Consider the following 23,727-nt stretch of genomic DNA (forward strand, 5'->3'; position numbering starts at 1 on the left):
CGTCGGTTTCGTGATCGCGGTCGCCGCGGTCCTGCTCGCCCTGGTCCTGCTCAGCTTCTACCTGTCCTGGCGGGCCACCCGGCTGGACCGCCTCCACCACCGGGTGGAGACCGCGCGCGCGGCCCTGGACGCGGCCCTGCTGCGCCGGGCCGCCGCCGTCCTGGACCTGGCCGCGGACCCCGGCCTCGACCCCCTGACCGCGAAATCCCTGTCGGTCGCGGCCAATCACGCACGGCGCGCCGGGGAAGAGGAGCGGGAACTCGCCGAGAGCGAACTCTCCCGGGAACTGCGCGCCGCCCTGCCCCCCGCCCCGGAGGGCCCCTCCCGGGACCGACTGGCCGAGGTGGCGGTCGCCGCGCGCGGGGTGCACCTGGCCCGCGTCTTCCACAACGACGCCGTCTCCGACACCCGCCGTGCCCGCCGCTCCCGCCTGGTCCGCCTCCTGCGCCTGGCCGGTACCGCCGCACTGCCCGACTACTTCGAGATGGACGACCGGCCGCCGCAGCGCTGAAAAGGCCGGCGCCCGGACACCGAACGGACAGCGTGGCCAGGCCGCACCTGCCAATACTCCAGCCTGGCCAAAGGTCACAAACGGGATGGAACTAGGATGGGAGGCTGGTCGACCCAGGGTGCGCGGCGCCGACGGTGTCCGTGTACCCACGCGTGACCGCCGAGCCCGCTGCCCTGAGTCCGCACTGTCCGCTCAGCCGAAGAAACGGGAGCCCACCACCGTGGCCACCAACGCATCGAACACCTCCGACAACGCCGTCGGTACCCAGCGCGTCAAGCGCGGCATGGCCGAGCAGCTCAAGAACGGCGTCATCATGGACGTCGTCACGCCCGAGCAGGCCAAGATCGCCGAGGACGCCGGTGCCGTCGCGGTCATGGCCCTGGAGCGTGTGCCCGCCGACATCCGCAAGGACGGCGGCGTCGCCCGCATGTCCGACCCGGACATGATCGACGGCATCGTCGAGGCGGTCTCCATCCCTGTCATGGCCAAGGTCCGCATCGGACACTTCGTCGAGGCCCAGGTCCTGGAGTCCCTCGGTGTGGACTTCATCGACGAGTCCGAGGTCCTCACCCCGGCCGACGAGGCCTACCACATCGACAAGTGGGCGTTCACCGTCCCCTTCGTCTGCGGCGCCACCAACCTCGGTGAGGCCCTGCGCCGGATCGCCGAGGGCGCGGCCATGATCCGCTCCAAGGGCGAGGCCGGTACCGGCAACGTCGTCGAGGCCACCCGCCACATGCGGTCCATCAACGGCGAGATCAAGCGCCTGGGCACCCTGGACGAGCCCGAGCTGTTCGGTGCCGCCAAGGAGCTGCGCGCCCCGTACGAGATCGTCAAGGAGGTCGCGCAGCTGGGCAAGCTCCCCGTGCCGCTGTTCTCCGCCGGTGGTGTGGCCACCCCCGCCGACGCCGCGCTGATGCGCCAGCTGGGCGCCCAGAGCGTGTTCGTCGGTTCGGGCATCTTCAAGTCCGGTGACCCGGCCAAGCGCGCCGACGCCATCGTTCAGGCCACCCTGCACTACGAGGACCCGTCCGTCATCGCCCGCGTCTCGCGCGGCCTGGGCGAGGCCATGGTCGGCATCAACCTGGACGAGCTGTCCGACTCCCAGCGCTACGCCGGTCGCGGCTGGTAACAGCAGTAGGCAGGGCGATCGGACGGCGGCCGGGCGGTGGAAGGGAACCCTTCCGCCACCCGGCCGTCCCGCCCTCACCCACCATCCACCTCCTCCCCACACAGCAAGACCCACAGAGTGAGGCCGTACTTGACAGCCAGACCCACCATCGGCGTCCTCGCCCTCCAGGGGGACGTCGCCGAACACGTGCACGTCCTGGAGACCCTGGGCGCGGACACCGTGAAGGTCCTGTCCGCCGACCGCCTCGACTCCGTCGACGGCCTGGTCATCCCCGGCGGGGAGTCGACCACCATGTCCAAGCTCGCCGTGCGGTACGACCTGATGGAGCCGCTGCGCAAACGTGTCGCCAACGGTATGCCGGTCTACGGCACGTGCGCGGGAATGATCATGCTCGCCGACCGCGTTCTCGGGGGCACGGCCGACCAGGAGACCGTCGGCGGTATCGACATGACGGTGCGCCGCAACGCCTTCGGCCGCCAGACGGAGTCCTTCGAGACGGGCGTGTACATCGACGGCATCGGCGAGGACCCCTTCGACGCGGTGTTCATCCGCGCCCCCTGGGTGGAATCCGTGGGCCCACAGGTCCGCGTCCTCGGACGCGTACCCGGCACGGACGAGGCCGGTAGGATCGTCGCCGTACGACAGGGCGGCCTGATGGCGACGTCCTTCCATCCCGAACTCACCGGCGACACGCGTATCCACCGCCTCTTCGTCGACATCGTGAAAGGACACCCATGAGCGGCCACTCCAAGTGGGCCACCACCAAGCACAAGAAAGCCGTCATCGATGCCAAGCGCGGCAAGCTGTTCGCCAAGCTGATCAAGAACATCGAGGTGGCCGCGCGTACCGGTGGTGGGGACCCCGAAGGGAACCCGACGCTCTACGACGCCATCCAGAAGGCGAAGAAGAACTCGGTGCCCGCCGACAACATCGAGCGCGCCCGCAAGCGCGGCTCCGGTGAGGAGGCCGGTGGCGCCGAGTGGCAGACCATCATGTACGAGGGCTACGCCCCCGGCGGCGTGGCCCTGCTCGTGGAGTGTCTGACCGACAACCGCAACCGCGCCGCCTCCGAGGTGCGCGTGGCGGTCACCCGCAACGGCGGCAACATGGCCGACGCCGGTTCGGTGTCCTACATGTTCAACCGCAAGGGCGTCGTGATCGTGCCCAAGGAGGGCACCACCGAGGACGACGTCACCATGGCGGTCCTGGAGGCCGGGGCCGAGGAGGTCGAGGACCTCGGCGAGGCCTTCGAGATCGTCTGCGAGGCCACCGACCTGGTTCCGGTGCGCACCGCTCTCCAGGAGGCGGGCATCGACTACGAGTCCGCCGACTCCAGCTTCCTGCCGACCATGGAGGTCCCGGTCGATGCCGAGGCCGCCAAGAAGGTCATGCGGGTGGTGGACGCCCTGGAGGACTCCGACGACGTCCAGAACGTCTTCACCAACGCCGACATCCCCGACGAGGTCATGGCCGAGCTCTAGAGCCCGGTCCCCGAACGGGAACACGCGTCAACGCCTGTGGCCGCACCCCGCTCCGGGGCGCGGCCACAGGCGTCTGTCGGGGAAACCCCAGACGCGGCGCGGGGTGATCACAGGCGCTCGATTCCGACCTCGGGGCCGGTCAGCCCCTGCTTCTCCACACAGGTGCCCAGCCAAGGGCAGCACATCCGCGCACCGGCCGCTGAGGCACAGCCGGGCGGGGCGGGCGGGTGAACGGATGAGTACAGTTCGTTGTGTCGGCCGCCCCTCCCCACGGGCGGTGCGGACTTTGGCCGAGACGACAACTGAGACGACAGACAAGGAACAAAGAGAGCATGACCAATCCCCCCGGATACCCCCAGGACCCCTCTCAGCAGCCGTACGGCCAGCAGCCGCAGTCCGGCGGGTACCAGGGCGGCCAGTACCAGCAGCAGCCCGCCGCCGGGTACACCCAGCCCGCGCCCGCCAGAACTGGGTTCTTCGGGGCGCTGTTTGACTTCTCCTTCCGGGAGTTCATCACCGCCCGGATCATCAAGGTCGTCTACATCCTGTGGCTGATCATGATCGCCATCGGATTCCTGTTTGGGCTGATCTCCGCCATCGCGATGATGGGCGACGACGACTTCGGCTTCCTCGGCGTCCCCATGCTGATCGGTACCTTCGTCGGAACCGCGATCTCCGTGCTGCTGTCGCGGATCGTCCTCGAGCTGCTCATCGTGGCCTTCCGGATCAGTGAGGACCTCAACGCCATCCGCAAGCGCGGCGGTATGTAGTCCTCCCACGGGGGGCCGGCACCGGACCGCTGCCGCCGGCCCCCGTCCAGGGAAGCTGACGCAGGACCTCGGCGGTGAACTCGTCGGTTCCGGCGGTGTCGCCCAGGCAGCGAGTGCCGCCCAGGCCGCGTCCGTGGACTAGCCGGTCATGTCCATGGCGGCGACGATCTTGGTCGGGCGGATCCGCACCACGAGCTCGCCGGGGACGCCGTTGCGGCGGCCGAACTCCTCGGCCCGCTCCGGGCCCATGTACCGCCGGGCGATCTCGGTGGCGGTGCGCACCAGCTCGTCGGGATCCTCGGAGACCTCCGCTGTGCCCTGGACCTGCACGAAGCCGAACGGCGGCTCCTCCAGGTCCACCAGCAGCGTCAGCCGGGGGTCACGGGCGAAGGACCTGCCCTTGGCGCTCTCGCGGCCGGTGTTGAACACCAGCCCGTCGTCGTCGATGGTGAACCAGACCGGTGCCACCAGCGGACGGCCGTCCGCCGCGGTGTAGGCGACCTTTCCCGTGCGGGTGCCCTTGAGCAGGAAGTCGCGGACCTCGGGATCGGAGAGTGAGCTCATCGCACCAAACTAGATCGCCCGCCGCCCGGGCCCGAGCCCGACACGCACGGCGCCCGGGACCCGGTTCAGCGGAGTACCGGATCCGCACAGGTCCGAGCGCGACCGCCCGGAAGCCCTCCCGGGCTTCGGGACCGTCCCGGGTTCAGGCGACTCGGTGGCGGGCCAGGGGCATTCTCCGGGGGAAGGCGCCCACACGGGGTAGGCGGCGGACCGGGAGGTGGGCGTCGTCCCTGGTCGGGCCAGTGAAGACCGCCTCCAACGGCAGGTTCAGGGCGTCGGCGACCGTGGTGGGCACCTCGCCCGGGACCGGTTCCAACACCGGCCGGGCCGCGGTCAGCAGACCGGCCAATCGGGCCTGGCGGGCCAGGTCGGGGGAGTCTCCCGGAGCGATCCGCAGCGGAGCGCCGTCAGCCAGTTCGTACCCCACGCACCAGTGGAGCTCCCGGCCCAGCCGGGCGGGGGCGTCGGCGTGCGTGACCACCAGCGAGTCCACCCCGCCGGTGGCCTCCAGCGCGTACCGGAGCGCGACCAGGTCCAGGTGGCCCACCCGGAACCCGCCCTGCCAGGGGTGGGTCCGGTTGTGCCGGTCGGCCAGCCGCTCGGTGAGCAGTACGTTCTCGGTGACCATCGGTCCGGCGCCGTGCCGGGTGGCGAAGGTGCGGGTCACCCCGATCCGGCGGGCGCCGTCCGCGTGGCCCGCCTCCGCCAGCAGCGCCAGCGGGTTGACGGTGGTGGTCGTGGACCAGGTGGTGTACGGGTGGAAGCCGTGCCACTCGTCGAGCAGCACCCCCTGCGCGCCCTCGAACACCACCGGGGCGCGGTCCAACAGCCGGGGCAGGTACCTCTCGTCCACCAGCCGCACCCGCTCCGCGAAGGCCCGGTAGGCGGCCAGGCACTCCTCCGGATCAGGGAGGGGCTCAGATCTTCGACCCGTGTCCGTAGCACCCGGCCCCGCCGCTTCCGCGGCCCCAACCGGGGACGGAGCTTCACCCGGCGACGAAACTCCGACCGGCTCCGATTCCCCGGCCAGGACCGAGGCCAACCGGTCGGCCAGGCGCTCCAGCTTTCGGCGGAGCAGCTCCGGGGAGGCGCAGTCGCCGACGGTGGGCGCGTCCGCGGGGTGATCCAGGGCGTAGGCCATCGTCTCGCCCACGCCCATCCCGCACGAACCGTGCCGGTCCCGGCCGCGCGCCCGCTCCCGCGTTTGGTTGGCCGCGGCGTGCCACGGGGTACTGATCAGCGCCCGCCGGTCCACCGTGACCAGCGAGAGCGGGTCGGGCACACCCAGGCAGGTCAGGTGCCGGGCCTCCGCGGCCAGCGCGAACGGGTCCACCACCACGAACCGGGACAGGTGCGTGGGCACCGGGTCGCCCGGGGCGAGCGTTCCCGCCCCGAACTGGGAGAACGTGTGGTGCCGACCGTCCGGGGCGACCACGTTGTGCGCGGCCTGGGCGCCGCCGTTGGCCCGCACCACCGCGCCGTATCCGCCCCGCGAGCACAGTAGGTCCACGGTCACGCCCTTGCCCGCGTCACCGAACCCCAGGTCGATCACGATCGCGTGTTCCGGCGCCCGTGCACCCGTCCGCCCGTTCACAGCCGGTCCACCCCCGGCCCGTCACCGGCCAGCTCCTCAATGCCCGAGGAGGTCGAGACCGGGCCACGTCCGCGGGCCAGCGGACGCAGCGCCTTGCCCACCGCGTCGGCCTGGTCGGATCCGGCCTCGGCCAGGTCCTTCAGCCCTTCGTCCAGGTCGATGGCCTCCTCGCTCAGGCCCACCGTGAGCGCGATCGTCTCACTGGCCGCGTCCAGGTCGTCCAGGAGGATGAGGTTCTGGCCCATGTGCTTCTCCCAGAACTCCCGTACCTCGTCGCTGCGGTAGTGGAAGCTGCCGGTCGGCAGGATGAAGTACACCTCGAACTTGCGCCGCAGCTCGGCCAGGATCGTCGGGAACGGGATGTCCTCGGCCAGGTCGTCGCCGATCACCTCGCGGACCTCGCGCGCCTTCACCGCGCCGTAGGCCTTCTCGTCGCCGATGATGAACAGGTAGCCGCGGCGGCCCCGCTTCTCCAGGCAGTCCATGGCGGTGTGCCGGGCCATGAAGTACATCGCCAGCTCGTAGGACTCGGTCACCTGGCCGCCGCCCCCGCCCTCCAGCAGGGTGTTGCCCAGGTCGTCCTCCAGTTCGTTGCCGGACTCGAACTGCCCGACCTGGAGCGGCACCTGGTCGCAGGTGGCGTCGCCGATCGAGCCGAACATGATCTGCGGGTCCGCCACGTAGCCCCTGCGCAGGAGCAGACCGAACAGGTCGGGGAGCTTGGTCTGGAGGGTGCGTGGCACCCGCCCCATGGAGCCGGTGACGTCGAAGAGCACCGACACCGCGAGCGAGTTCGGGTGGGCGTCGGAGTCGCGGCTCTCGCGGACGGTCACGCCGTAGGGGTCGAGTGAGGGGTGGACCGTCCACTCGTGCCGCGGGGCCCTGGTGGTGACGTGGTCGTGGTAGTCGAAGCTGCTGATTCCGGCGGAGTCCTGATAGGCCTGCCGCGCGTGGTAGGCGTCGGTGGACCAGCTGCTGCTTCCCATTGCTGTCTCCTTGCGGGGGTCGGTGCGGCGGTGGTCGGGACGGCGCGGGTCAGGGCCGAGTAGGGGTCAGGAAGGCAGGTGGAAGGGGCGGAACCGGCGCGGTCCGAAGCATCGCTCCAGTGCCTCGTCGAGCTCGTCGAGCAGCGCGAAGGCGTCACCGGGCCGACGCACGGGCGCGGGCAGCGAACAGCCGCGCGCGAACGCCTTCAGCTTCGGGGGCAGCCGCCCGCCGGTCACGAACTCCATGCACCTGGTGGCCATGTACACGTCGGTGGCGGGTCGGGCGGGGCCGCGGTCGGCGACCTCGGGCGGGTACATCTCCTCGCGGTGCGGAACCATCGCCGGGATGTGCGGGGCCGTCGGCGGCCGGTGCCGAGCGGTGTGCGCTTCGGCCGCGCTCACCGAGTAGCACCAGTCCACGAGGACGAGCCCGTGCGCCTCCGGGTGGATCATGACGTGTTCGGGGACGACCGCCCCGTGCACGACCCCGGCTCGGTGCGCGTTACCCAGGGCCGCCAGCAGGCGGCGCCACATCCATGCGGCGTCGCGCGGGTCGATCCCGTCCGGGCAGGCCCGCCGCACCTCGGCCAGGGTGTGGAATCCGGTCAGAAGTCCCAGCACGTTGCCGCGCCGTTCCACCCCGGTCGCGGCGTCGCGGTGCCGGACGGACTCCACCAGCTCCGGGACGAAGGCCCGGTAGTGCTCGGCGCCGTGTTCGCGGATCCGGCGCAGCGCGGTGGCCTCGGCCAGGAGCAGGTCGTTGTCGATCGGGGCGTGGGGGAGTTTGAGCATCCCCTGCCGCCAGCGCCCCACGGCGGGCGAGCGCCTGCCCGCGTGCGGCTCCGGGGCCCGGGCCTGCTCCCGCCAGCGCACCGGGTGCAGATCGGCCACGTTCCCGCTGACCAGGGCGCCTCCCTGACTCACGTGGTAGGTACGTTCCCGGGTCACGATCGTGATGTCGTCGAGCCCCAGACCGCCCTCGGCCGCCTTCCGGTAGTACCGCCAGGCCTCGGTGAGCCTCGCGAATCCGTTGGTCGCCTCGGTGGTGCGTCCGGCGGGCGCGGCGTCGGGGTGCAGCAGCCGGGCCAGGCGCCGGTACTCGGCGGCGGCCGCCGCTGGGAGCGCCCCGCCGTCCGCGGGCAGGGGGCCGAACAGCGCGGCGGGATCCGCAGCGAGGTCGAGGGCGTTCAGGGCGGCGTCGAAACCGCCTCGGGTGTGCTGTTCCGTGCTCATCCGGACTCCCTTCACCGGGTGCCGCTCAGTAGTCGCCGTGGACGCGGGGGCCGTTGTCGTGTGTGCCGTTGGTCGGGGCCATCGCGGGGGTGCCGTTCACTGGCTGCCGCGCAGCAGCGGCGGGTGCAGCAGGGCCGCGCCGCCCGCCCGGTACAGCCGGGCCCGGCGACCGCCGCCCGTACCCCCGCGCTCGGCCAGCTCCCCGGTGTCCTCCACGAACCCGGGGGTGGCGAGGATCTTGCGGTGGAAGTTGGCGGCGTGCAGGGTGTGTCCCCACACCGCCTCGTACACCCCGCGCAGCGCCGTGATGGTGAAAACGGGCGGGAGGAAGGCCGTGGCCAGGGCGGTGTACTCGAGCTTGGAGCGGGCGCGTTCGACGGCGTCACCGAGGATGCGCGCGTGGTCGAAGGCGAGTTCGTGCTCGGTGCCCGCCCCCTCGCCGTGGCCCAGGGCGGTCCAGGGCACCCACGCGGCCTCGGCGGTGTCGCGGCCCGAATGCGGGTCGGGCAGGTCGGGTGCGAGGACCATGTAGGCCACCGAGATCACCCGCATGCGCGGATCGCGGTCGATCGCGCCGTAGGTGCCGAGCTGCTCCAGGTGGATCTCGGCGGGCAGGGGGGTCTTCTCGGTGAGCACGCGCAGGGCGGCGTCGGGCAGGTCGGGGTCGGCCGGACCGGCCGGTCCGGCCTGTGCGCGGACGAACCCGCCGGGCAGCGCCCACCGCCCGCGCTGCGGCTGGCGGGCGCGGCGGCCGAGCAGGACGCGGGGGAGGCCGGCGCGGATGGTGAGCGCCACGACGTCCACGGTGACGGCGGCGGGCGCGAAGGCGTTCGGGTCGTAGTCGGCGAGGAATCTGCGTTCGTCGTCCGCGTCGTACCGCCCCGCGCCCTGCCCCGTCTCCCGCGGCGGGCCCTGCGCCGCGCCTTCTCCGTCGATCCCCTCGGACACTGCTTCCCCTTGGTTATCCTCAAGCTGAGTTTTTCTCGATCTGAGTTGAACTTAGCACCGAGGTGTCCGTTCGTCCACCCCTCCGTGCTCACTTCGCGTCCCTGGGTCAGATCCCCGGGCCATGCCTCGGGGCCGACACGCCCGGGTGGTCGGCGGATAGCGTCGGTGTGCGCCGCTAGCATGGTGCGAACGGGCGTTCGATCAGCGGGACATGGCAAGAGAGACAGGTGGCGACGTGCGCGTGCTGGGAATCGACCCGGGACTGACCCGCTGCGGCATCGGCGCTGTGGAGGGGGCCATCGGCCGACCTCTGCGCCTACTGGCCGCGGATGCCATCCGCACCAGCCCCGACACCGAACTCCCGCAGCGGCTGGTGCAGGTCGAACGCGGTATCGAGGAGTGGCTGGACAAGTACGAGCCCGACGCCGTGGCCGTCGAACGCGTCTTCGCCCAGCACAACCTCAGCACCGTCATGGGTACCGCGCAGGCCAGCGGGATCGCCCTGGTGTGTGCCGCCCGCCGCGGACTGCCCGTGGCCACCCACACCCCCAGCGAGGCCAAAGCAGCCATCACCGGCAACGGCCGCGCGGACAAGAAGCAGGTCGGCAGCATGGTGGCGCGTATCCTCGGACTCGACGGGCCGCCCAAACCGGCCGATGCCGCCGACGCCGTGGCCCTGGCCATCTGCCACATCTGGCGGGGTGGCGCCCAGGCGCGGGTCGCCCAGGCCCAACAGGACTTCGCCCGCAAGGTCGAGCTGGCGCGCCGCGCCCGCGGCCGCTAGCCCGCACCGAACCGGGCAGCCGCGGTGGTGGCGAGCAGCGGGTTTCGGCAGGCAGCGGTCGGTAGGCAGCAAAACCAGCAGTAGGCAGCAGTACCGCCCCCAGGAAGGAGACGGGCACCCCTCCCGGTGCCCATTCGAGATGATCGCGTTCCTCACCGGCCGGGTGGCCGCACGCGGCGCGGGCAGCGCCGTGATCGACGTCGGCGGGGTCGGCATGACCCTTCAGTGCACCCCCTCCGCCCTGTCCCGCCTCCATGTGGGGGAGGAGGGCACCGTCGCCACCAGCCTCGTGGTGCGCGAGGACTCCCTCACCCTCTTCGGGTTCGCCGACGACGACGAGAAGAACCTCTTCGAGCAGGTCCAGACCGCCTCGGGTATCGGCCCGCGCATCGCCCTGGCCATGCTCGCCGTGCACAGCCCCGACAGCCTGCGCCAGGCGGTGGCCACCGAGGACACCGCCGCGCTCACCCGTGTTCCCGGCATCGGCAAGAAGGGTGCCCAGCGCATCGTCCTGGAGCTGCGCGGCAAGCTCGACGCCCCGGTCATGACCGACGGCACCCTGCCGCCCGCCGACGCCCCGAACGGCGCGAACGGTGCGTCGCCCAACGGTGCCTGGCGCGGACAGGTCGTCTCCGGCCTGGTCAACCTCGGCTGGTCGGCCAAGGACTCCGAGGCCGCAGCGGCCGCCGTCGCGGCCGAGGCCGAGGACACCAGCGACGTCACCGTCCTGCTGCGCAGCGCCCTGCGCAAGCTCAGCCGCGCCTAGCCGGGACCGGCCGTGACGCGGAACAGGAACACGAACGGGAAGAGGAAGGAGGCGACCCGTGTACGAGCGTGACGCCGTCTCACCGGAGGCCGACGTCGAGGAACACCAGATCGAGGGTGCGCTGCGCCCGAAGAACCTGGACGAGTTCGTCGGGCAGCACCGGGTACGCGAGCAGCTCTCCCTGGTCCTGCACAGTGCCCAGCGCCGCAACCGCGCCCCCGACCACATCCTGATGTCCGGCGGGCCGGGCCTGGGCAAGACCACCCTGGCCATGATCATCGCCGCCGAACTCGGCGCCCCGCTGCGCATCACCTCGGGGCCCGCGATCGAACGCTCCGGCGACCTGGCCGCGGTGCTCTCCACCCTCCAGGAGGGCGAGGTCCTCTTCCTCGACGAGATCCACCGCATGGCCCGCCCGGCGGAGGAGATGCTCTACGTCGCCATGGAGGACTTCCGGGTGGACGTCGTGGTCGGCAAGGGGCCCGGGGCCACCGCCATCCCGCTCGACATCGCCCCGTTCACCCTGGTCGGGGCGACCACCCGCGCGGGCATGCTCCCGGCGCCGCTGCGCGACCGCTTCGGCTTCACCGCGCACATGGACTTCTACGAGCCCGCCGAGCTGGAGCAGATCCTGCATCGCTCCGCCGGGCTCATGGGGGCTCCGATGGAGGCCGAGGCGGCCCGCGAGATCGCCGGCCGCTCTCGCGGCACACCCCGGATCGCCAACCGCCTGCTGCGCCGCGTGCGCGACTACGCTGAGGTGCGCGGGGACGGTCGCATCACCCTGGGCAACGCCCACGCGGCCCTGGAGCTGTACGAGGTGGACGCCCTGGGCCTGGACCGCCTGGACCGGGCCATCCTGGACGTGCTGATGAACCGCTTCCGCGGCGGGCCGGTCGGGCTGTCCACGCTCGCGGTCTCCGTGGGGGAGGAGGCCGAGACGGTGGAGACCGTGGCCGAGCCCTTCCTGGTCCGTTCCGGTTTCCTCGCCCGCACCCCGCGCGGCCGGGTGGCCACGCCGATGGCCTGGGCGCACATGGGGCTCACCCCGCCGCCGGACGCCGCCTTCGGTGCCGCCGCCGATCCCGCGGCCAACGGTGGCCAGAACGCGAATGGCCAGAACGCGAATGGCCAGAGCGCGAGTGGTCAGGGCCCGGGTGGTCAGAACGCGAGTGTCCGGAACAACGGAACCCCCTAGTCGGGGCGGGTAGCATTCACGGAGCGCGTCCGTGCGGGCACAATGAAGCACGCGTGCGTGCGAACCGGGGCCGAACCGTTAGCCCTCGGATCTCAGCCGGTGGGATACTGGTGACCAGCGCCACGTAAACTTGGATGAACCAGCCAAAGCGGGGCAGTGGCCTCGTATGGTGTCGTCGGATACTGGCGGAACGAGTTGGCACCCTTGTGCGTTGTAAACGCCGGGTGTGAATTCGGCCGTTGGGTCGGTCGGCCCGAGAAGGTGGTCGTCGCGGTACCCGAGCCGGTAGCCGTCGGCCACAGGAAACGTCAGGAAGGACGCCCCCGTGCAGGGCATTTACACTCTCGCCGCCGCGGCCCAGGGAGAGAGCAGCCTCTTCGGCATGTTGCTTCCGTTCGCGCTGATCCTCCTGGTCTTCTGGCTCCTGTTCTGGCGCCCGAACCAGAAGCGCCGCCAGCAGGAGACGCAGATGCAGAGCTCCCTGGTCCCCGGCGTCGAGGTCATGACCAAGGCCGGAATCTTCGCCACGGTGGTCGAGATCCACGACCAGGACGTACTGCTGGAGATCTCCCCCGGCACCCGTATCCGCATGCTCAAGGCCGGCGTCGGTGAGGTCATCACCCCCGCCGCCGACGACACCCCGGTCGAGGACCGTCCCGACTTCGGCGACGACGACAAGCCCAAGGGCTAGTCCAGGGCGAACAGCCCCCTCGCCGAAACTCGGCGCACCACAGACTTCGGTACCGGCCCCCGTCATCATCCGGGGCCGGTACCGCTGTTTTCCGGCCGGAGGCACAGCTTTTCGGCACACACCCGGTTTCCGGCCCGCACACCAGGAGAAGGCCCCGCCACCCATGCCCAATGACACCGCGACCCCGGATGTCCCCGCCGCCGATCTCGCTCTGATCGAGGCGAACATCCGCGATATCCCGGACTTCCCGCACGAGGGCATCCTCTTCAAGGACATCACGCCCCTGCTCAACCGCCCCGAGGCCTTCGCCGCCACGGTGCGCGGGCTCACCGCGCCCTTCCTCGGAACCGGGATCGACCACGTCGTCGGGCTGGAGGCGCGCGGCTTCATCTTCGGCGCCCCCGTCGCCATGGCGCTGGGCGCGGGCTTCGTTCCGGCGCGCAAAGCCGGGAAACTGCCCGCGGACACCATCGACCAGGCATATGATCTGGAGTACGGCACCGCGACCGTCGAGATTCACGCCGACGCGATCACTCCGGGCAGTCGTGTGCTCGTCGTCGACGACGTCCTCGCGACCGGCGGCACCGGCAGGGCCGCGGTGGAACTGGTCCGCAAGGCGGGTGGTACGGTCGTGGGATTCTCCGTCCTGATGGAGCTCTCCGCGCTCCAGGGGCGCGGGAAGATGCCCGACGTGGAGCTGCACACCCTCCTTTCGGTCTGAGGCCGACCTCGCCACGCCTGTCGCCCCCGCAAGGGAATACCGCGACAGACCGTCCTTGTTGACGTACTCCAGCACTCGGTGTGACGTACCTGGTGACCTGTGTCACTACGCGTACCTCCGAGTCGGTACCAGGGACACGAGGAGGCCAGACCGCTCCCCGCGCAGGTGGGGGCGGTCCCACTAGACTGGTGGGAGAGGTGACCGCGGCGGCCGCGTCAACGACTGGCCCTGATGACACGCACGTGCACCGGAGGCGAGCCGGACGATGACGTCGGCTCCACCGGGTGGAACCGCGGGAGGTAGGCATGCCAAGCGAAGTGGTCTCGACCGGGGCGGTGTCCGAGCAGGAATCGGGCCGCCAGCCCGCCGAGGCGCCGAGCGCCGCCGCCCGGGGCAACGGCGTGCCGGGAACCGCCGGTGCCCCGGACACCGCCGGAACCGCCCAAGCCTCCGGTACGCCGAAAACCGTCGGCGCCACGGGTTCCCATGCGCCGGGAGAGCGTGCGGACGGCAGCGGTGCGCCGACCGCGAAAAGACCACAGCAGGACCGCCCGGAGGGCGCCGCGAGCGATGCGGCGCCCTCCGACGTCTCGGGGCAGGGGGCCCCGGGCCAGCAGGCGGCCGCCAGCACGCCCTCCACCGTGCGAGTACGCAGAAGGCTCGCCCGACTCGGAGCCCAGCGGGGAGTGACGATGAACCCGGTGCTCGAACCACTGATCAAGACCGTGCGAGCCACCCACCCGAAGGTGGACGTACGGCTGATCGAGCGCGCCTACGAGGTCGCGGCACACCATCATCGCCACCAGAAACGCAAGAGCGGCGACCCCTACATCACGCACCCGCTTGCTGTCGCCACCATCCTCGCCGAGCTCGGCATGCAGGAGGCCACCTTGGCCGCCGCCCTGCTGCACGACACCGTCGAGGACACCGAGTACTCACTCGAGGAGTTGCGCGCGGACTTCGGTGACGAGATCGCCGAACTGGTCGACGGCGTCACCAAGCTGGACAAGGTCAAGTACGGCGAGGCCACCCAGGCCGAGACGGTCCGCAAGATGGTCGTGGCGATGGCCCGCGACATCCGCGTCCTGGTCATCAAGCTCTGCGACCGCCTGCACAACATGCGGACCCTGCGCTACCTCCCGGCCAAGGCCAAACGGGAGAAGAAGGCCCGCGAGACCCTCGAGATCTTCGCCCCCCTCGCCCACCGCCTGGGCATGAACACCATCAAGTGGGAGCTCGAGGACCTGGCCTTCGCCACCCTCTACCCCAAGCGCTTCGACGAGATCGCCCGCCTGGTCTCCGAGCGCGCACCCCGCCGCGACGTGTACCTCCAGGAGGTCATCGAGGCGGTCTCCGCCGACCTGCGCGAGTCCAAGCTCAAGGCGACCGTCCGCGGGCGGCCCAAGCACTACTACTCGATCTACCAGAAGATGATCGCCCGCAACGTGGGCTTCGACGACATCTACGACCTGATCGCGGTGCGAGTCCTGGTGGACAGCGTCCGGGACTGCTACGCGGCCCTGGGAACCATCCACGCGCGGTGGAACCCGGTGCCCGGCCGGTTCAAGGACTACATCGCGATGCCGAAGTTCAACATGTACCAGTCGTTGCACACGACGGTCATTGGCCCCTCCGGCAACCCGGTCGAACTGCAGATCCGCACCCGCGCGATGCACCGCCGCGCCGAGTACGGCATCGCCGCGCACTGGAAGTACAAGGAGGACCGCAACTCCTCCAACACCGAGGCCAAGCCCAAGGGCACCACGGACATGCAGTGGCTGCGCCAGCTCATCGACTGGCAGCAGGAGACCAAGGACCCGGGCGAGTTCCTGGAGTCGCTGCGCTTCGACCTGTCCGTGCAGGAGGTGTTCGTCTTCACCCCCGGGGGCGACGTCATCCCCCTGCCACAGGGCGCCACCGCCGTGGACTTCGCCTACGCCGTGCACACCGAGGTCGGCCACCGCACCGTCGGAGCCCGCATCAACGGTCGCCTGGTGCCGCTGGAGAACGAGCTGCACAACGGCGAGACCGTCGAGATCCTCACCTCGAAGGACCCCGACGCCGGTCCCAGCCGAGACTGGCTCAACTTCGTCAAGAGCGCCCGCGCCCGCAACAAGATCCGGCACTGGTTCACCAAGGAGCGCCGCGAGGCCGCGATCGAACAGGGCAAGGACGAGATCGCCAAGTTCATGCGCAAGCAGGAACTTCCGGTCAAGCGCCTGTTCAGCGGTGAGGCCCTGATCGCCCTGGCCAGCGACCTGCGCTATCCGGACGTGGAGTCCCTCTACGCCGCCGTGGGCGAACGCCAGGTGAGCGCGCAGAGCGTGGTCAGCAAGCTCGTGGACTCCATGGGCGGGCTGGAGAGCCACACCGAGGACATCGCCGAGTCCTCCCTGCCCTCCAAGGCCGCCACCACCCGCCAGCGCTCCGGGAATCCGGGCGTGGTCGTGGCCGGCGGCGACACCGACGTGTGGGCGCGTCTGTCCAAGTGTTGTACGCCCGTACCCGGGGACGAGATCGTCGGTTTCGTGACCCGCGGCAACGGGGTGTCGGTGCACCGCCAGGACTGCGTCAACGCCGCCAGCCTGGACCGCGAGCGCATGGTGGACGTGGAGTGGCGGCCGACCGAGGACTCGATGTTCCTGGTCGCCCTGCACGTGGAGGCCCTGGACCGCTCCCGGCTGCTGTCCGACATCACCCGGGTGCTGTCGGACCAGCACGTCAACATCCTGTCCGCGACGGTGCAGACCAGCCGCGACCGGGTGGCGCAGAGCCGCTTCACCTTCGAGATGGCCGACCCGACGCATCTGGGGAGCGTGTTGCGGTCGGTGCGCGGGGTGGACGGGGTCTACGACGTGTTCCGCGTCCGCAACTGAGCGGGACCTGAGTAGCGGCAGAGCACGGGGTGGCCGGGATCTGGGGAGAGGCCGGCCACTGTGCCCGTCGTCAGTCCTGCGCTTCGGTTTCCTTCTCCGGCTTCCTGACAGTCCTGGTCTCCCGGCCCAGCAGGTAGGCCATGACCACCAGGACGACCACGCTGGCCAGCTGCAGCGGAATGCGCAGGGCTGGGAACGGATCGGCGGTCGTGATGATCGCGACCAGAACGCAGAACACGGCGGTGACGGCCGCGTAGACGGTGACCCGGCTGGAGTTCCTCTCGGACATGGGGATACACACGCTTTCCGTGGGGGTTGGGTGTCAGCGTAGCGCTAGGAAGCTATCACCATGCGCCACCGGCCCCGCGCCCGGCGTGGCCTTCGTGCCCCGTAAAACCAGTGGCGTCCCGTCTGCCCCGGTGGTTAGCGTGCAGCTGTCCGCGAGACCACCGGAAAGGCAGGCCCCCATGCCCGAAATCCGTCCCTTCCGTGCGGAGGACAGCCGCTCTCTGGAGGTGTTCGCCCGACGGCTCTGGCCGATGGCACCCCACCCGGGCGGGCTGGGCTGGCAGCTGGCCACCGGGGAGATCTCCTCGGACAACGCGGCCGTGGCCCTTCGGAACGGCGAGCTCGTGGGCTGGTCCGTGGTCGAGGCGCCCAACGCCCTCTTCGACCGTAGCCAGATCATCCTCGTGGGTGCTTCGGCCGACCCCGAGGCCGGTGCCGCGCTCCTGGACCGGGCGCTGGCCGAGGTCGGTGACGCCGTCGTGGACCTGCTGACCTTCGAGGGCGACGGCGAACTCCGCGCGCTCGCCGAGCGGTCCGGTTTCGGCGTGTCCGACCAGAACACCTACGGCGAGTGGATGAGCCGGGACGCTGGTGAGGAGGAGGTCGTCCTGCCGGAGGGCTACCGGCTCCGCCCGGTGCGCGAGGGTGAGGAGGAGGCCCGGGTGGAGTGCCACCGGACCGCCTGGAAGCCCTCCGACCTGCCCTGGCCCGAGCGTGTGGGCCCGGTCAACCCCGACCTGACCAGTCGTTTCAGCCGGGAACGCTATGACAACACGCGTGCGGCCCTGCTCTACGACCGCGAACTCGACCTCGTCGTCGAGGCCCCGGACGGCTCGCTTGCCGCGTGTTGTGTTGTCTGGTGGGACGCGGAGAACCGCTGCTCGGAGATCGAACCCCTCGGCGTGGTGCCCGCCCACCGCCGCAAGGGCCTGGCCGTCGCCATGGCTCTGCAGGCCTGCACCTTGACCGCCCGCCGCGGCGGCGACCGGGTGTACATCAACACGACCCCGAACGAGGCTTACCCGACCCCGGCCAAGACCTACGCCACCGTCGGCTACAAACCGGTCGACCGCGGCACGGTCTACACCCGTCCCGCCCGCTGACCGAACAACGCCGAAGCCCCGGCCGCCTGGATGCTCAGGTGGCCGGGGCTCGTGCGCCGGGTTCGGCGGTGGGTCAGAGGCGGATCGTGGTGGAACGCACGATCTGGAAGACCGGGTGGCGGTCGGCTTCGGCCTCGAAAGCCTCCTCCGGAGCCTCCGGCGGGACGTCGAAGTACGGTCCCACGACCGCGGCCCGGGGGTGCTCCAGGTACTCCTTGAGCACCGGGGCCGCCTCGGCGGAGCTCAGCTCGCGCACGCTCACCAGCTCGATCCAGCCGCCCTGGCGCAGTGTCGCGAAACCGTCCTTGCGGATGTTGCGCACCCAGTTGACCTCCCCGTACGGGGAGACCAGATACCGGCCGCTCTCACTGTCCAGGACGCTGAGCGGGATGGTGCGCAGGAAACCGGACGTGCGCCCACGCGTGGTGAGCAGGTGCAGCTCGGGCGGGCAGGCCCCGTACTTGACGAAGCCGCTGACGAAGGCGTTGGCGGTCCGCCGCAGCTTCGTCATCTCGAACCGCTTCGTCGGTTCGTTCACCATCTTCGGCAACTCCCTCACTCGGATGCTCCCATTGTGATGGTTTTCGGCCGCTGATGGCACCTCGGCCTAGCGGAAGGCGGAGATGCCGGTCACCGACTGGCCGATGCTCAGCGCGTGGATCTCCTCGGTGCCCTCGTAGGTGGCCACCGTCTCGAGGTTCACCATGTGCCGCATCACCGGGTACTCCAGGGTGATCCCGTTGGCGCCGTGGATGCCGCGCGCCGTGCGGGCCACCCGCTGGGCCGCCGCCACGTTGGCGAACTTGCCGAAGCTCACGTGGTTGTGGTGGCAGTTCCCCTCGTCCTTGAGCCGGCCGATCCGCAGCGCCGCCATGTTGGCGTGGTTGACGTCCACGACCATGTCGGCGAGCTTGCGCTGGGTGAGCTGGAAACCGCCGATGGGCTGACCGAACTGCTCGCGGGTCTTCGCGTAGTCCAGCGCCGCCTCGTAGCAGGCGCGGGCGGCACCGGCCGCGCCCCACACGATCCCGTACCTGGCCTCGTTCAGGCAGGAGAGCGGTGAGCCGAGCCCCTTGGACTCGGGCATGACGGCGTCGGCCGGCAGCCGGACTTCTTCCAGAACGAGTTCGGAGGTGATCGAGGCGCGCAGCGACAGCTTCTTGTGGATGACGTTGGCCGAGAACCCGGGGGTGCCGGTGGGCACCACGAAACCGCGGATGCCGTCCTCGGTGGCGGCCCACACCACGGCCACGTCGGCGACCGAACCGTTGGTGATCCACATCTTGGTGCCGTTGAGGATCCAGTCCGAACCCTCCTTGCGGGCGCGCGTGCGCATCGAACCCGGGTCGGAGCCGGAGTCGGGCTCGGTCAGACCGAAGCAGCCGATCGCCTCACCGGCGGCCATCTTCGGCAGCCACTCGTTCTTGTGCTCCTCGGAGCCGAACTTGTGGATCGCCGCCATGGCCAGCGAACCCTGCACGGACACGAAGCTGCGCAGCCCCGAGTCCACCGCTTCCAGTTCGCGGCAGGCCAGGCCGTAGGCGACCGCGCTGGAGCCGCCGCAGCCGTACCCCTCCAGGTGCATGCCGAGGACACCCAGGTCACCGAAGGCCTTGGCCAGGCCGCGCGGGTCGGGGATGGTCCCGGCCTCGAACCAGTCGGCGACGTTCGGCAGGAGCTCGCGGTGGGAGAAGTCGCGCACGGCGTCGCGGACGTCGCGCTCGGTGTCGGACAGCTCCGCGTCCACCGCCAGGAAGTCGAGGGGGTCGGGGGCGGCGGCCTTGCGCCGGGAGTCGCTCATGGAAAGTCCCTTCGTGGTGCTTGCGTGTGTGAGGTCTGGGCTAGCGAACGTCGGTCTGTTGGGCGGCGCCGCTCTTCAGCAGCGCCTCGATCCGGTCCGGGGTCAGTCCCAGTTCGGCCAGGATCTGCGCCGAGTGCTGGCCGAGCAGTGGCGGGGCGGTCATCGGGGCGGGCGTGTGCTCCATCCGGAACCCCGCCCGCACCTGCTCCAGCGGGCCGGATGTGGGGTGCTCCACCGTGCGCAGGACGTCGTCGCCCCTGGCGTCCGCGGTGCGCAGGGCGTCCAGCACACCCCGGACCCGGCCAGCCGGGACCCCGGCCTCGACCAGGACCGTCATCCAGTGCTCGGCTGGTTTCTCCTGGAGGGTCGCGGAGAGTTCCGAGACCAGTTCCTCGCGGTGCGCCACGCGTTGCGGGTTGGTGGAGTACCGGGGGTCGGCGCCGAGGTCGGGGCGGTCGATCGCCGCGCACAGGCGCTGGTACAGGGCGTCGTTCCCGGCCGCGATGACTACTTCCGCGTCCTCGGTCGGGAACACCTGGTACGGGACGATGGTGGTGTGCGCGTTGCCCACGCGGGCCGGTTCGGACCCGGTGACCAGTGCTTGTTGGGTGAGGTTGACCAGGCTGGACAGGGTGGAGTTGATCAGCGAGACGCTGATGTTCTCGCCCCGCCCGGTCACCCGGGCCCGCATCAGCGCACCCAGGATGCCCACGGCCGCGTTCAGGCCGGTGAGGACGTCGGTGAGCGCCACCCCCACCTTGCTGGCCGGGCCGTCCGCGGGACCGGTCGTGGCCATCAGCCCGCTCTCGGCCTGCACGACGATGTCGAATCCCGGCCGCGTGCTGGGCTCGTGCTCGGGGCCGAACCCGCTCACCGAGCAGTACACGACCGCCGGGTTGCGCCTGCTGATCTCCTCGTAGCCCAGCCCGAGCCGGTCGATCACCCCCGGCCGGAAGTTCTGGATCACCACGTCCGAGGTGGCGCACAGGTCCTGGACCGCGGCCAGCCCTTCCGGATCCTTGAGGTCCACGGCCAGGCTGCGCTTGTTCCGGTTGACGGACAGGAAGTAGGCGGCCTCGCCGGGGGAGTGCTCCGCCCGGTGCTCCCCGGTGGGCTCCGCGTAGGGCGGTCCCCAGGAGCGGGTGTCGTCGCCGCGGCCGGGCTGCTCCACCTTCACGACCTCGGCGCCCATGTCCGCGAGCAGCATGGTGGCGTAGGGGCCCGCGAGCACCCGGGACAGGTCGGCCACCCGCACCCCCGCGAGGGGCAGCGGGGCGCCTGTCTCGGATGCGGGTTCAGGGCTGGTCTGACTCATGCGCAGGTCACTCCTTGCCGTCGGGGTTCACGGAGCCGTCGGGCAGCTGATCGCCGTCCCGCAGCTGGTAGTAGGTCTCCAGGCAGCGGCGCAGCGCCGTCGTGAGGGCGGCTCCGGACTGACCCGCGTAACGCGTCTGGACCCGATGGATGATCTCCGCGATGTCCTCGGTCACCGAGGCGCCCTCGACCAGCGCGCGGAAGAAGTCCTTGGCCAGGCCGGTCAGGAGAGTGGTGTCCGCGGCCACGATCCGGCCGTCCGCGGAGTCCACCGCGAGCACGACACCGAGTCGCTGGTACTGGGAATGGCTCGCCACCGAGTCGGGGAGTCGGGCGTAGCCGGAGATGAGCACAACCCTGGGGTTGCGGAAAAGCTGCTGAACACGGTCGTCGCCGTACAAGGAAGGCACCTCTTGTCTGCGGGCATGCGAAAACTCCGACGCACTGGAGTCTCGCGCCTGAAGGGCGGCCGGGGGAAACCGGACACCCGCGACGTGAGGGCAGTTCGGGATCAGTATGACCCGGCCAGGTCCGCCGCTGTCAAGAGGGGCCGTGTTCCAGGCCACAGGAACACACGGATGCGATCCGCGCGCACCTTGTGTTACATTTCGGCACAGGTCACGAGTACCAGCGACAAGCCCCGGCTAGCTGGTCGGCAACCCTCCTTCCGCGGTGGGGTGCCCCGGGTGAGGACCAGGTCCCGACACGACCGTGTCAGACAAGCGCGGACCCCTGAGGAGATGCCGTCATCCGGCGTACCCCGGTGGGTCCCACGACCCACAGAAGAGGTGCCCCATGACCACTGTCATCCCGTTCGACTCCACCCGCTCCAGCCGTTCCGCAGCCCGGATCGCGGCCCGCGAGGCCGACACCGCGAACCCCTGCACGATCGTCACCGCCGACAGCGGGGTCCCCCTGGTCACCGGTGAGTACGTGGACTACGCCAACTTCGACTACGCCGCCAGCGCCCCCTGCCTGACCAGCGTCGCCGATGCCCTCTCCGCCGCCCTGCCGTACTACGCCAGCGTCCACCGCGGCGCCGGACACCACTCGCAGGTCAGCACCGACGCCTACGAGCGCGCCCGCCGCAGCGTCGCCCGCTTCCTGGGCGTGCGCGCCGAGGCCGACGAGTCCGGCTCCGCCGACGCCGTCGTGTTCGTCCGCGGCACCACCGACGCCGTCAACCTGCTGGCCCGTGCCGTCCCCGAGGGCTGCACCGTGGTGGTCTTCGAGTCCGAGCACCACGCCAGCCTGCTCCCGTGGGAGCACCCCGCCTCCCGAGCCGGCGAGGTGGTGCGGCTGCCGCTTCCCGAGACCCCCGAAGCCGCCGTGTCCGCCGCCCGCGCCGCGCTCGCCGAGGCCCCCGAAGGCCCCAGGCTGCTGTGCGTGACCGCGGCCTCCAACGTCACCGGTGAGATCTGGCCGGTGGAGGAGCTGGTCGAGGCCGCCCACGCCGAGGGCGCCCGCGTGCTCGTGGACGCCGCCCAGTACGTTCCGCATCTGCCGTTCAGCCTCGCCGAGACCGGCGCGGACTACGTGGCGCTGTCCGGCCACAAGCTCTACGCGCCCTTCGGATCGGGTGTGCTGGCCGGCCGCTCCGACTGGCTGAGCGCCGCCACCCCCTACCTGGCCGGTGGCGGAGCGACCCAGAAGGTGACCGAGCACGACGTCATCTGGAACGACCTGCCCGCCCGCCACGAGGCCGGAAGCCCCAACGTGCTCGGTGCCGTGGCGCTGGCGGCGGCCTGCGACACCTTCAACACCCAGACGTTGTTCCTGCAGCACATCCGCGAGGCGGCGCTGCTGGAGCGCCTGCGCGCCGGGCTCACCGAGATCGACGGCGTGCACGAGCTGACGCTGTGGGGTGCCGAGCACGCCCGCGTCGGGATCGTGTCGTTCGTGGTCGACGGCCTGCCCGCGGACCTGCTGGCCGCCGCGCTGTCCGCGGAGTACGGCATCGGGGTCCGGGACGGCCTGTTCTGCGCCCACCCGCTCACCCGGCACCTGCTCCCCGAGGGACACACACAGGCGGTGCGGGCGAGCCTGGGCGTGGGGACCGCCGAGGAGCACGTGGACCGGCTGGTGGGCGCGGTCGCGGACCTCGTGGCCCGCGGACCGCGTTGGGAGTACGCCGACTGCGACGGCCGCCTGGCCCCGGTGCCGGACCCGCGCAACGTCCTCTAACCGAGCCGGTGCGTCAGGAGGGCCAGGCCCCACACCAGGGCTGGCAGGGCGATCGTGAGCAGCGTGACCGGCAGCGTCCTCCTCGGGTAGAAGACGAGGTGGCTCAGTGCCGACTGGACCCCGTAGCCGATCAGCGTCAGGAACAGTGTCATCGCCACTGTCAGCGCGCTCGGCTCCCACACCACCACGGAGATACCGAACAACGCGTACAGGACCGCGCTCGGTACGGCCCCGATGACGGGCAGCAACGGGTGGGTGATCAGCCGCCCGCCTCTGCCCAGAGCCCTGACCACGAGGAACAGCACCGTGAACGGCAGGGTGTGGGTCACCAGCACCAGCCCGTAGAAGGTCGCCACCGGGTAGGGGAGCCCTCCGGTTCCGTCCAGTGCGCTGTCCGCGGTGGGCAAAAGGAAGAGCAGCAGTGCGATGTGCGCCGCTCCGGCCCCGCTGAGGCGCGCCACGGCGGAAACCGGCGTGAAACGGGGATCGGACACGTCGGGGGGAACGGGGGACGGGGACACCAACACGACTCCTGGGTGCTCGGGGGAGGAGTGGAAGAGGTCTTCAGGAAGAGGGTGTTCGGGTTTGGGGGCTCGGGACCTCATGCTCACAAAAGCTTGCGACACACGGACCTACATAAGGGGCAATAGGGCACATTTCACTCGGCGGTGTGCGGGGCATCACTTTCGCAAGCTGTACTATCAGGCCCTGACGGCAAGGCGCACCGTCGTCGGACCCGACCGGTCCGCCCCGACGAAGCGCCCTGCCTCCCGCGAGCGAAC

Annotated in this window: 24 protein-coding genes and 1 riboswitch; of the genes, 13 read left to right on the forward strand and 11 right to left on the reverse strand. The window is 70.7% G+C overall.

What is annotated here, in order from left to right:
* Window positions 1-10 precede the first annotated feature (10 nt).
* The 5 genes from NE857_RS11165 to NE857_RS11185 all read left to right on the forward strand — a co-directional run bounded on the left by NE857_RS11165 (window position 11) and on the right by NE857_RS11185 (window position 3,894).
* Window positions 11-511, forward strand: coding sequence for a hypothetical protein (locus tag NE857_RS11165; protein WP_254420923.1), 501 nt, complete (start codon window positions 11-13; stop codon window positions 509-511).
* 220 nt (window positions 512-731) lie between these two features.
* A complete protein-coding gene (gene pdxS, locus NE857_RS11170; RefSeq protein WP_017579715.1) occupies window positions 732-1,643 on the forward strand; it encodes a pyridoxal 5'-phosphate synthase lyase subunit PdxS in 912 nt (303 codons plus the stop codon).
* Between the two features lie 129 nt (window positions 1,644-1,772).
* A complete protein-coding gene (gene pdxT / locus NE857_RS11175) occupies window positions 1,773-2,381 on the forward strand; it encodes a pyridoxal 5'-phosphate synthase glutaminase subunit PdxT (RefSeq protein WP_254420924.1) in 609 nt (202 codons plus the stop codon).
* On the forward strand, window positions 2,378-3,124 hold the full coding sequence (locus tag NE857_RS11180; protein WP_017579717.1) for a YebC/PmpR family DNA-binding transcriptional regulator: 747 nt from the start codon (window positions 2,378-2,380) through the stop codon (window positions 3,122-3,124). The genes pdxT and NE857_RS11180 overlap by 4 nt, the downstream gene beginning before the upstream one ends.
* A 332-nt stretch (window positions 3,125-3,456) precedes the next feature.
* Complete coding sequence (locus tag NE857_RS11185) at window positions 3,457-3,894, forward strand: DUF4282 domain-containing protein (protein WP_017579718.1); 438 nt, start codon at window positions 3,457-3,459, stop codon at window positions 3,892-3,894.
* Window positions 3,895-4,032: 138 nt separating this feature from the next.
* Here the strand turns inward: NE857_RS11185 and NE857_RS11190 are convergent, their stop codons facing one another.
* The 5 genes from NE857_RS11190 to NE857_RS11210 all read right to left on the reverse strand — a co-directional run bounded on the left by NE857_RS11190 (window position 4,033) and on the right by NE857_RS11210 (window position 9,219).
* Entirely contained in the window at window positions 4,033-4,458 is a 426-nt protein-coding gene (locus NE857_RS11190; protein ID WP_254420925.1) for a PPOX class F420-dependent oxidoreductase, read from the reverse strand.
* A 142-nt stretch (window positions 4,459-4,600) separates the two neighbouring features.
* Window positions 4,601-6,052 (reverse strand): adenylosuccinate synthetase, encoded by a 1,452-nt coding sequence (locus tag NE857_RS11195; protein ID WP_254420926.1) that lies wholly within the window; start codon window positions 6,050-6,052, stop codon window positions 4,601-4,603.
* Window positions 6,049-7,038: a hypothetical protein gene (locus tag NE857_RS11200; protein ID WP_254420927.1), complete on the reverse strand. Its 990-nt coding sequence runs from the start codon at window positions 7,036-7,038 to the stop codon at window positions 6,049-6,051. The genes NE857_RS11195 and NE857_RS11200 overlap by 4 nt, the downstream gene beginning before the upstream one ends.
* A 66-nt stretch (window positions 7,039-7,104) precedes the next feature.
* The gene (locus NE857_RS11205; protein ID WP_254420928.1) at window positions 7,105-8,271 is read right to left on the reverse strand and encodes a molecular chaperone DnaJ; all 1,167 of its coding nucleotides are present in this window, start codon (window positions 8,269-8,271) and stop codon (window positions 7,105-7,107) included.
* A gap of 96 nt (window positions 8,272-8,367) precedes the next feature.
* Window positions 8,368-9,219, reverse strand: coding sequence for an NUDIX hydrolase (locus NE857_RS11210; protein WP_254420929.1), 852 nt, complete (start codon window positions 9,217-9,219; stop codon window positions 8,368-8,370).
* Window positions 9,220-9,454: 235 nt separating this feature from the next.
* Here NE857_RS11210 and ruvC point away from each other — a divergent pair, with 235 nt between their 5' ends.
* The 6 genes from ruvC to NE857_RS11240 all read left to right on the forward strand — a co-directional run bounded on the left by ruvC (window position 9,455) and on the right by NE857_RS11240 (window position 16,255).
* Window positions 9,455-10,003: a crossover junction endodeoxyribonuclease RuvC gene (ruvC, locus tag NE857_RS11215; protein ID WP_254421940.1), complete on the forward strand. Its 549-nt coding sequence runs from the start codon at window positions 9,455-9,457 to the stop codon at window positions 10,001-10,003.
* Between the two features lie 139 nt (window positions 10,004-10,142).
* Entirely contained in the window at window positions 10,143-10,769 is a 627-nt protein-coding gene (gene ruvA, locus NE857_RS11220; RefSeq protein WP_017579730.1) for a Holliday junction branch migration protein RuvA, read from the forward strand.
* A gap of 58 nt (window positions 10,770-10,827) precedes the next feature.
* The gene (ruvB, locus tag NE857_RS11225; protein WP_254420930.1) at window positions 10,828-11,967 is read left to right on the forward strand and encodes a Holliday junction branch migration DNA helicase RuvB; all 1,140 of its coding nucleotides are present in this window, start codon (window positions 10,828-10,830) and stop codon (window positions 11,965-11,967) included.
* Window positions 11,968-12,292: 325 nt separating this feature from the next.
* Complete coding sequence (yajC, locus tag NE857_RS11230) at window positions 12,293-12,658, forward strand: preprotein translocase subunit YajC (protein WP_017579732.1); 366 nt, start codon at window positions 12,293-12,295, stop codon at window positions 12,656-12,658.
* Between the two features lie 163 nt (window positions 12,659-12,821).
* On the forward strand, window positions 12,822-13,379 hold the full coding sequence (locus tag NE857_RS11235; RefSeq protein WP_254420931.1) for an adenine phosphoribosyltransferase: 558 nt from the start codon (window positions 12,822-12,824) through the stop codon (window positions 13,377-13,379).
* Between the two features lie 692 nt (window positions 13,380-14,071).
* The gene (locus tag NE857_RS11240; protein WP_254421941.1) at window positions 14,072-16,255 is read left to right on the forward strand and encodes a RelA/SpoT family protein; all 2,184 of its coding nucleotides are present in this window, start codon (window positions 14,072-14,074) and stop codon (window positions 16,253-16,255) included.
* Window positions 16,256-16,325: 70 nt separating this feature from the next.
* On the opposite strand, the gene NE857_RS11245 is transcribed toward NE857_RS11240, so the two are convergent.
* Window positions 16,326-16,544, reverse strand: coding sequence for a hypothetical protein (locus NE857_RS11245; RefSeq protein WP_254420932.1), 219 nt, complete (start codon window positions 16,542-16,544; stop codon window positions 16,326-16,328).
* 178 nt (window positions 16,545-16,722) lie between these two features.
* Here NE857_RS11245 and NE857_RS11250 point away from each other — a divergent pair, with 178 nt between their 5' ends.
* Window positions 16,723-17,646 carry a GNAT family N-acetyltransferase gene (locus tag NE857_RS11250; protein ID WP_254420933.1) on the forward strand — a complete coding sequence of 308 codons (924 nt, stop codon included), beginning with the start codon at window positions 16,723-16,725 and terminating at the stop codon, window positions 17,644-17,646.
* A 73-nt stretch (window positions 17,647-17,719) separates the two neighbouring features.
* Here NE857_RS11250 and NE857_RS11255 read toward each other — a convergent pair whose 3' ends face one another.
* The 4 genes from NE857_RS11255 to NE857_RS11270 all read right to left on the reverse strand — a co-directional run bounded on the left by NE857_RS11255 (window position 17,720) and on the right by NE857_RS11270 (window position 21,162).
* Window positions 17,720-18,187, reverse strand: a complete 468-nt coding sequence (locus NE857_RS11255) for a nitroreductase/quinone reductase family protein (RefSeq protein ID WP_254420934.1) — start codon at window positions 18,185-18,187, stop codon at window positions 17,720-17,722.
* Between the two features lie 66 nt (window positions 18,188-18,253).
* Window positions 18,254-19,447 (reverse strand): acyl-CoA dehydrogenase family protein, encoded by a 1,194-nt coding sequence (locus NE857_RS11260; protein WP_254420935.1) that lies wholly within the window; start codon window positions 19,445-19,447, stop codon window positions 18,254-18,256.
* A gap of 40 nt (window positions 19,448-19,487) precedes the next feature.
* On the reverse strand, window positions 19,488-20,762 hold the full coding sequence (locus NE857_RS11265) for a CaiB/BaiF CoA transferase family protein (protein WP_254420936.1): 1,275 nt from the start codon (window positions 20,760-20,762) through the stop codon (window positions 19,488-19,490).
* A gap of 7 nt (window positions 20,763-20,769) precedes the next feature.
* Window positions 20,770-21,162 (reverse strand): DUF3870 domain-containing protein, encoded by a 393-nt coding sequence (locus NE857_RS11270; RefSeq protein WP_254420937.1) that lies wholly within the window; start codon window positions 21,160-21,162, stop codon window positions 20,770-20,772.
* 215 nt (window positions 21,163-21,377) lie between these two features.
* Window positions 21,378-21,492, forward strand: a riboswitch (SAM riboswitch).
* Window positions 21,493-21,556: 64 nt separating this feature from the next.
* Between NE857_RS11270 and NE857_RS11275 the strand changes: the two genes are divergently transcribed.
* Window positions 21,557-22,945 carry an aminotransferase class V-fold PLP-dependent enzyme gene (locus tag NE857_RS11275; RefSeq protein WP_254420938.1) on the forward strand — a complete coding sequence of 463 codons (1,389 nt, stop codon included), beginning with the start codon at window positions 21,557-21,559 and terminating at the stop codon, window positions 22,943-22,945.
* On the opposite strand, the gene NE857_RS11280 is transcribed toward NE857_RS11275, so the two are convergent.
* Entirely contained in the window at window positions 22,942-23,466 is a 525-nt protein-coding gene (locus tag NE857_RS11280; protein WP_254420939.1) for a hypothetical protein, read from the reverse strand. The two genes, NE857_RS11275 and NE857_RS11280, sit on opposite strands and share 4 nt — an antisense overlap.
* Window positions 23,467-23,727: the final 261 nt, after the last annotated feature.

The organism is Nocardiopsis exhalans (assembly GCF_024134545.1).
Lineage (GTDB): Bacteria > Actinomycetota > Actinomycetes > Streptosporangiales > Streptosporangiaceae > Nocardiopsis > Nocardiopsis exhalans.

Excerpts from the sequence above, each read along its gene's own strand:
- NE857_RS11200 (WP_254420927.1), bottom strand. The coding sequence starts at position 7,038 with ATGGGAAGCAGCAGCTGGTCCACCGACGCCTACCACGCGCGGCAGGCC.
- NE857_RS11260 (WP_254420935.1), bottom strand. The coding sequence starts at position 19,447 with ATGAGCGACTCCCGGCGCAAGGCCGCCGCCCCCGACCCCCTCGACTTC.
- NE857_RS11185 (WP_017579718.1), top strand. The coding sequence starts at position 3,457 with ATGACCAATCCCCCCGGATACCCCCAGGACCCCTCTCAGCAGCCGTAC.
- NE857_RS11250 (WP_254420933.1), top strand. The coding sequence starts at position 16,723 with ATGCCCGAAATCCGTCCCTTCCGTGCGGAGGACAGCCGCTCTCTGGAG.
- ruvA (WP_017579730.1), top strand. The coding sequence starts at position 10,143 with ATGATCGCGTTCCTCACCGGCCGGGTGGCCGCACGCGGCGCGGGCAGC.
- NE857_RS11255 (WP_254420934.1), bottom strand. The coding sequence starts at position 18,187 with ATGGTGAACGAACCGACGAAGCGGTTCGAGATGACGAAGCTGCGGCGG.
- NE857_RS11240 (WP_254421941.1), top strand. The coding sequence starts at position 14,072 with ATGAACCCGGTGCTCGAACCACTGATCAAGACCGTGCGAGCCACCCAC.
- NE857_RS11235 (WP_254420931.1), top strand. The coding sequence starts at position 12,822 with ATGCCCAATGACACCGCGACCCCGGATGTCCCCGCCGCCGATCTCGCT.
- NE857_RS11245 (WP_254420932.1), bottom strand. The coding sequence starts at position 16,544 with ATGTCCGAGAGGAACTCCAGCCGGGTCACCGTCTACGCGGCCGTCACC.
- NE857_RS11190 (WP_254420925.1), bottom strand. The coding sequence starts at position 4,458 with ATGAGCTCACTCTCCGATCCCGAGGTCCGCGACTTCCTGCTCAAGGGC.
- NE857_RS11205 (WP_254420928.1), bottom strand. The coding sequence starts at position 8,271 with ATGAGCACGGAACAGCACACCCGAGGCGGTTTCGACGCCGCCCTGAAC.
- NE857_RS11265 (WP_254420936.1), bottom strand. The coding sequence starts at position 20,762 with ATGAGTCAGACCAGCCCTGAACCCGCATCCGAGACAGGCGCCCCGCTG.
- NE857_RS11275 (WP_254420938.1), top strand. The coding sequence starts at position 21,557 with ATGACCACTGTCATCCCGTTCGACTCCACCCGCTCCAGCCGTTCCGCA.
- NE857_RS11180 (WP_017579717.1), top strand. The coding sequence starts at position 2,378 with ATGAGCGGCCACTCCAAGTGGGCCACCACCAAGCACAAGAAAGCCGTC.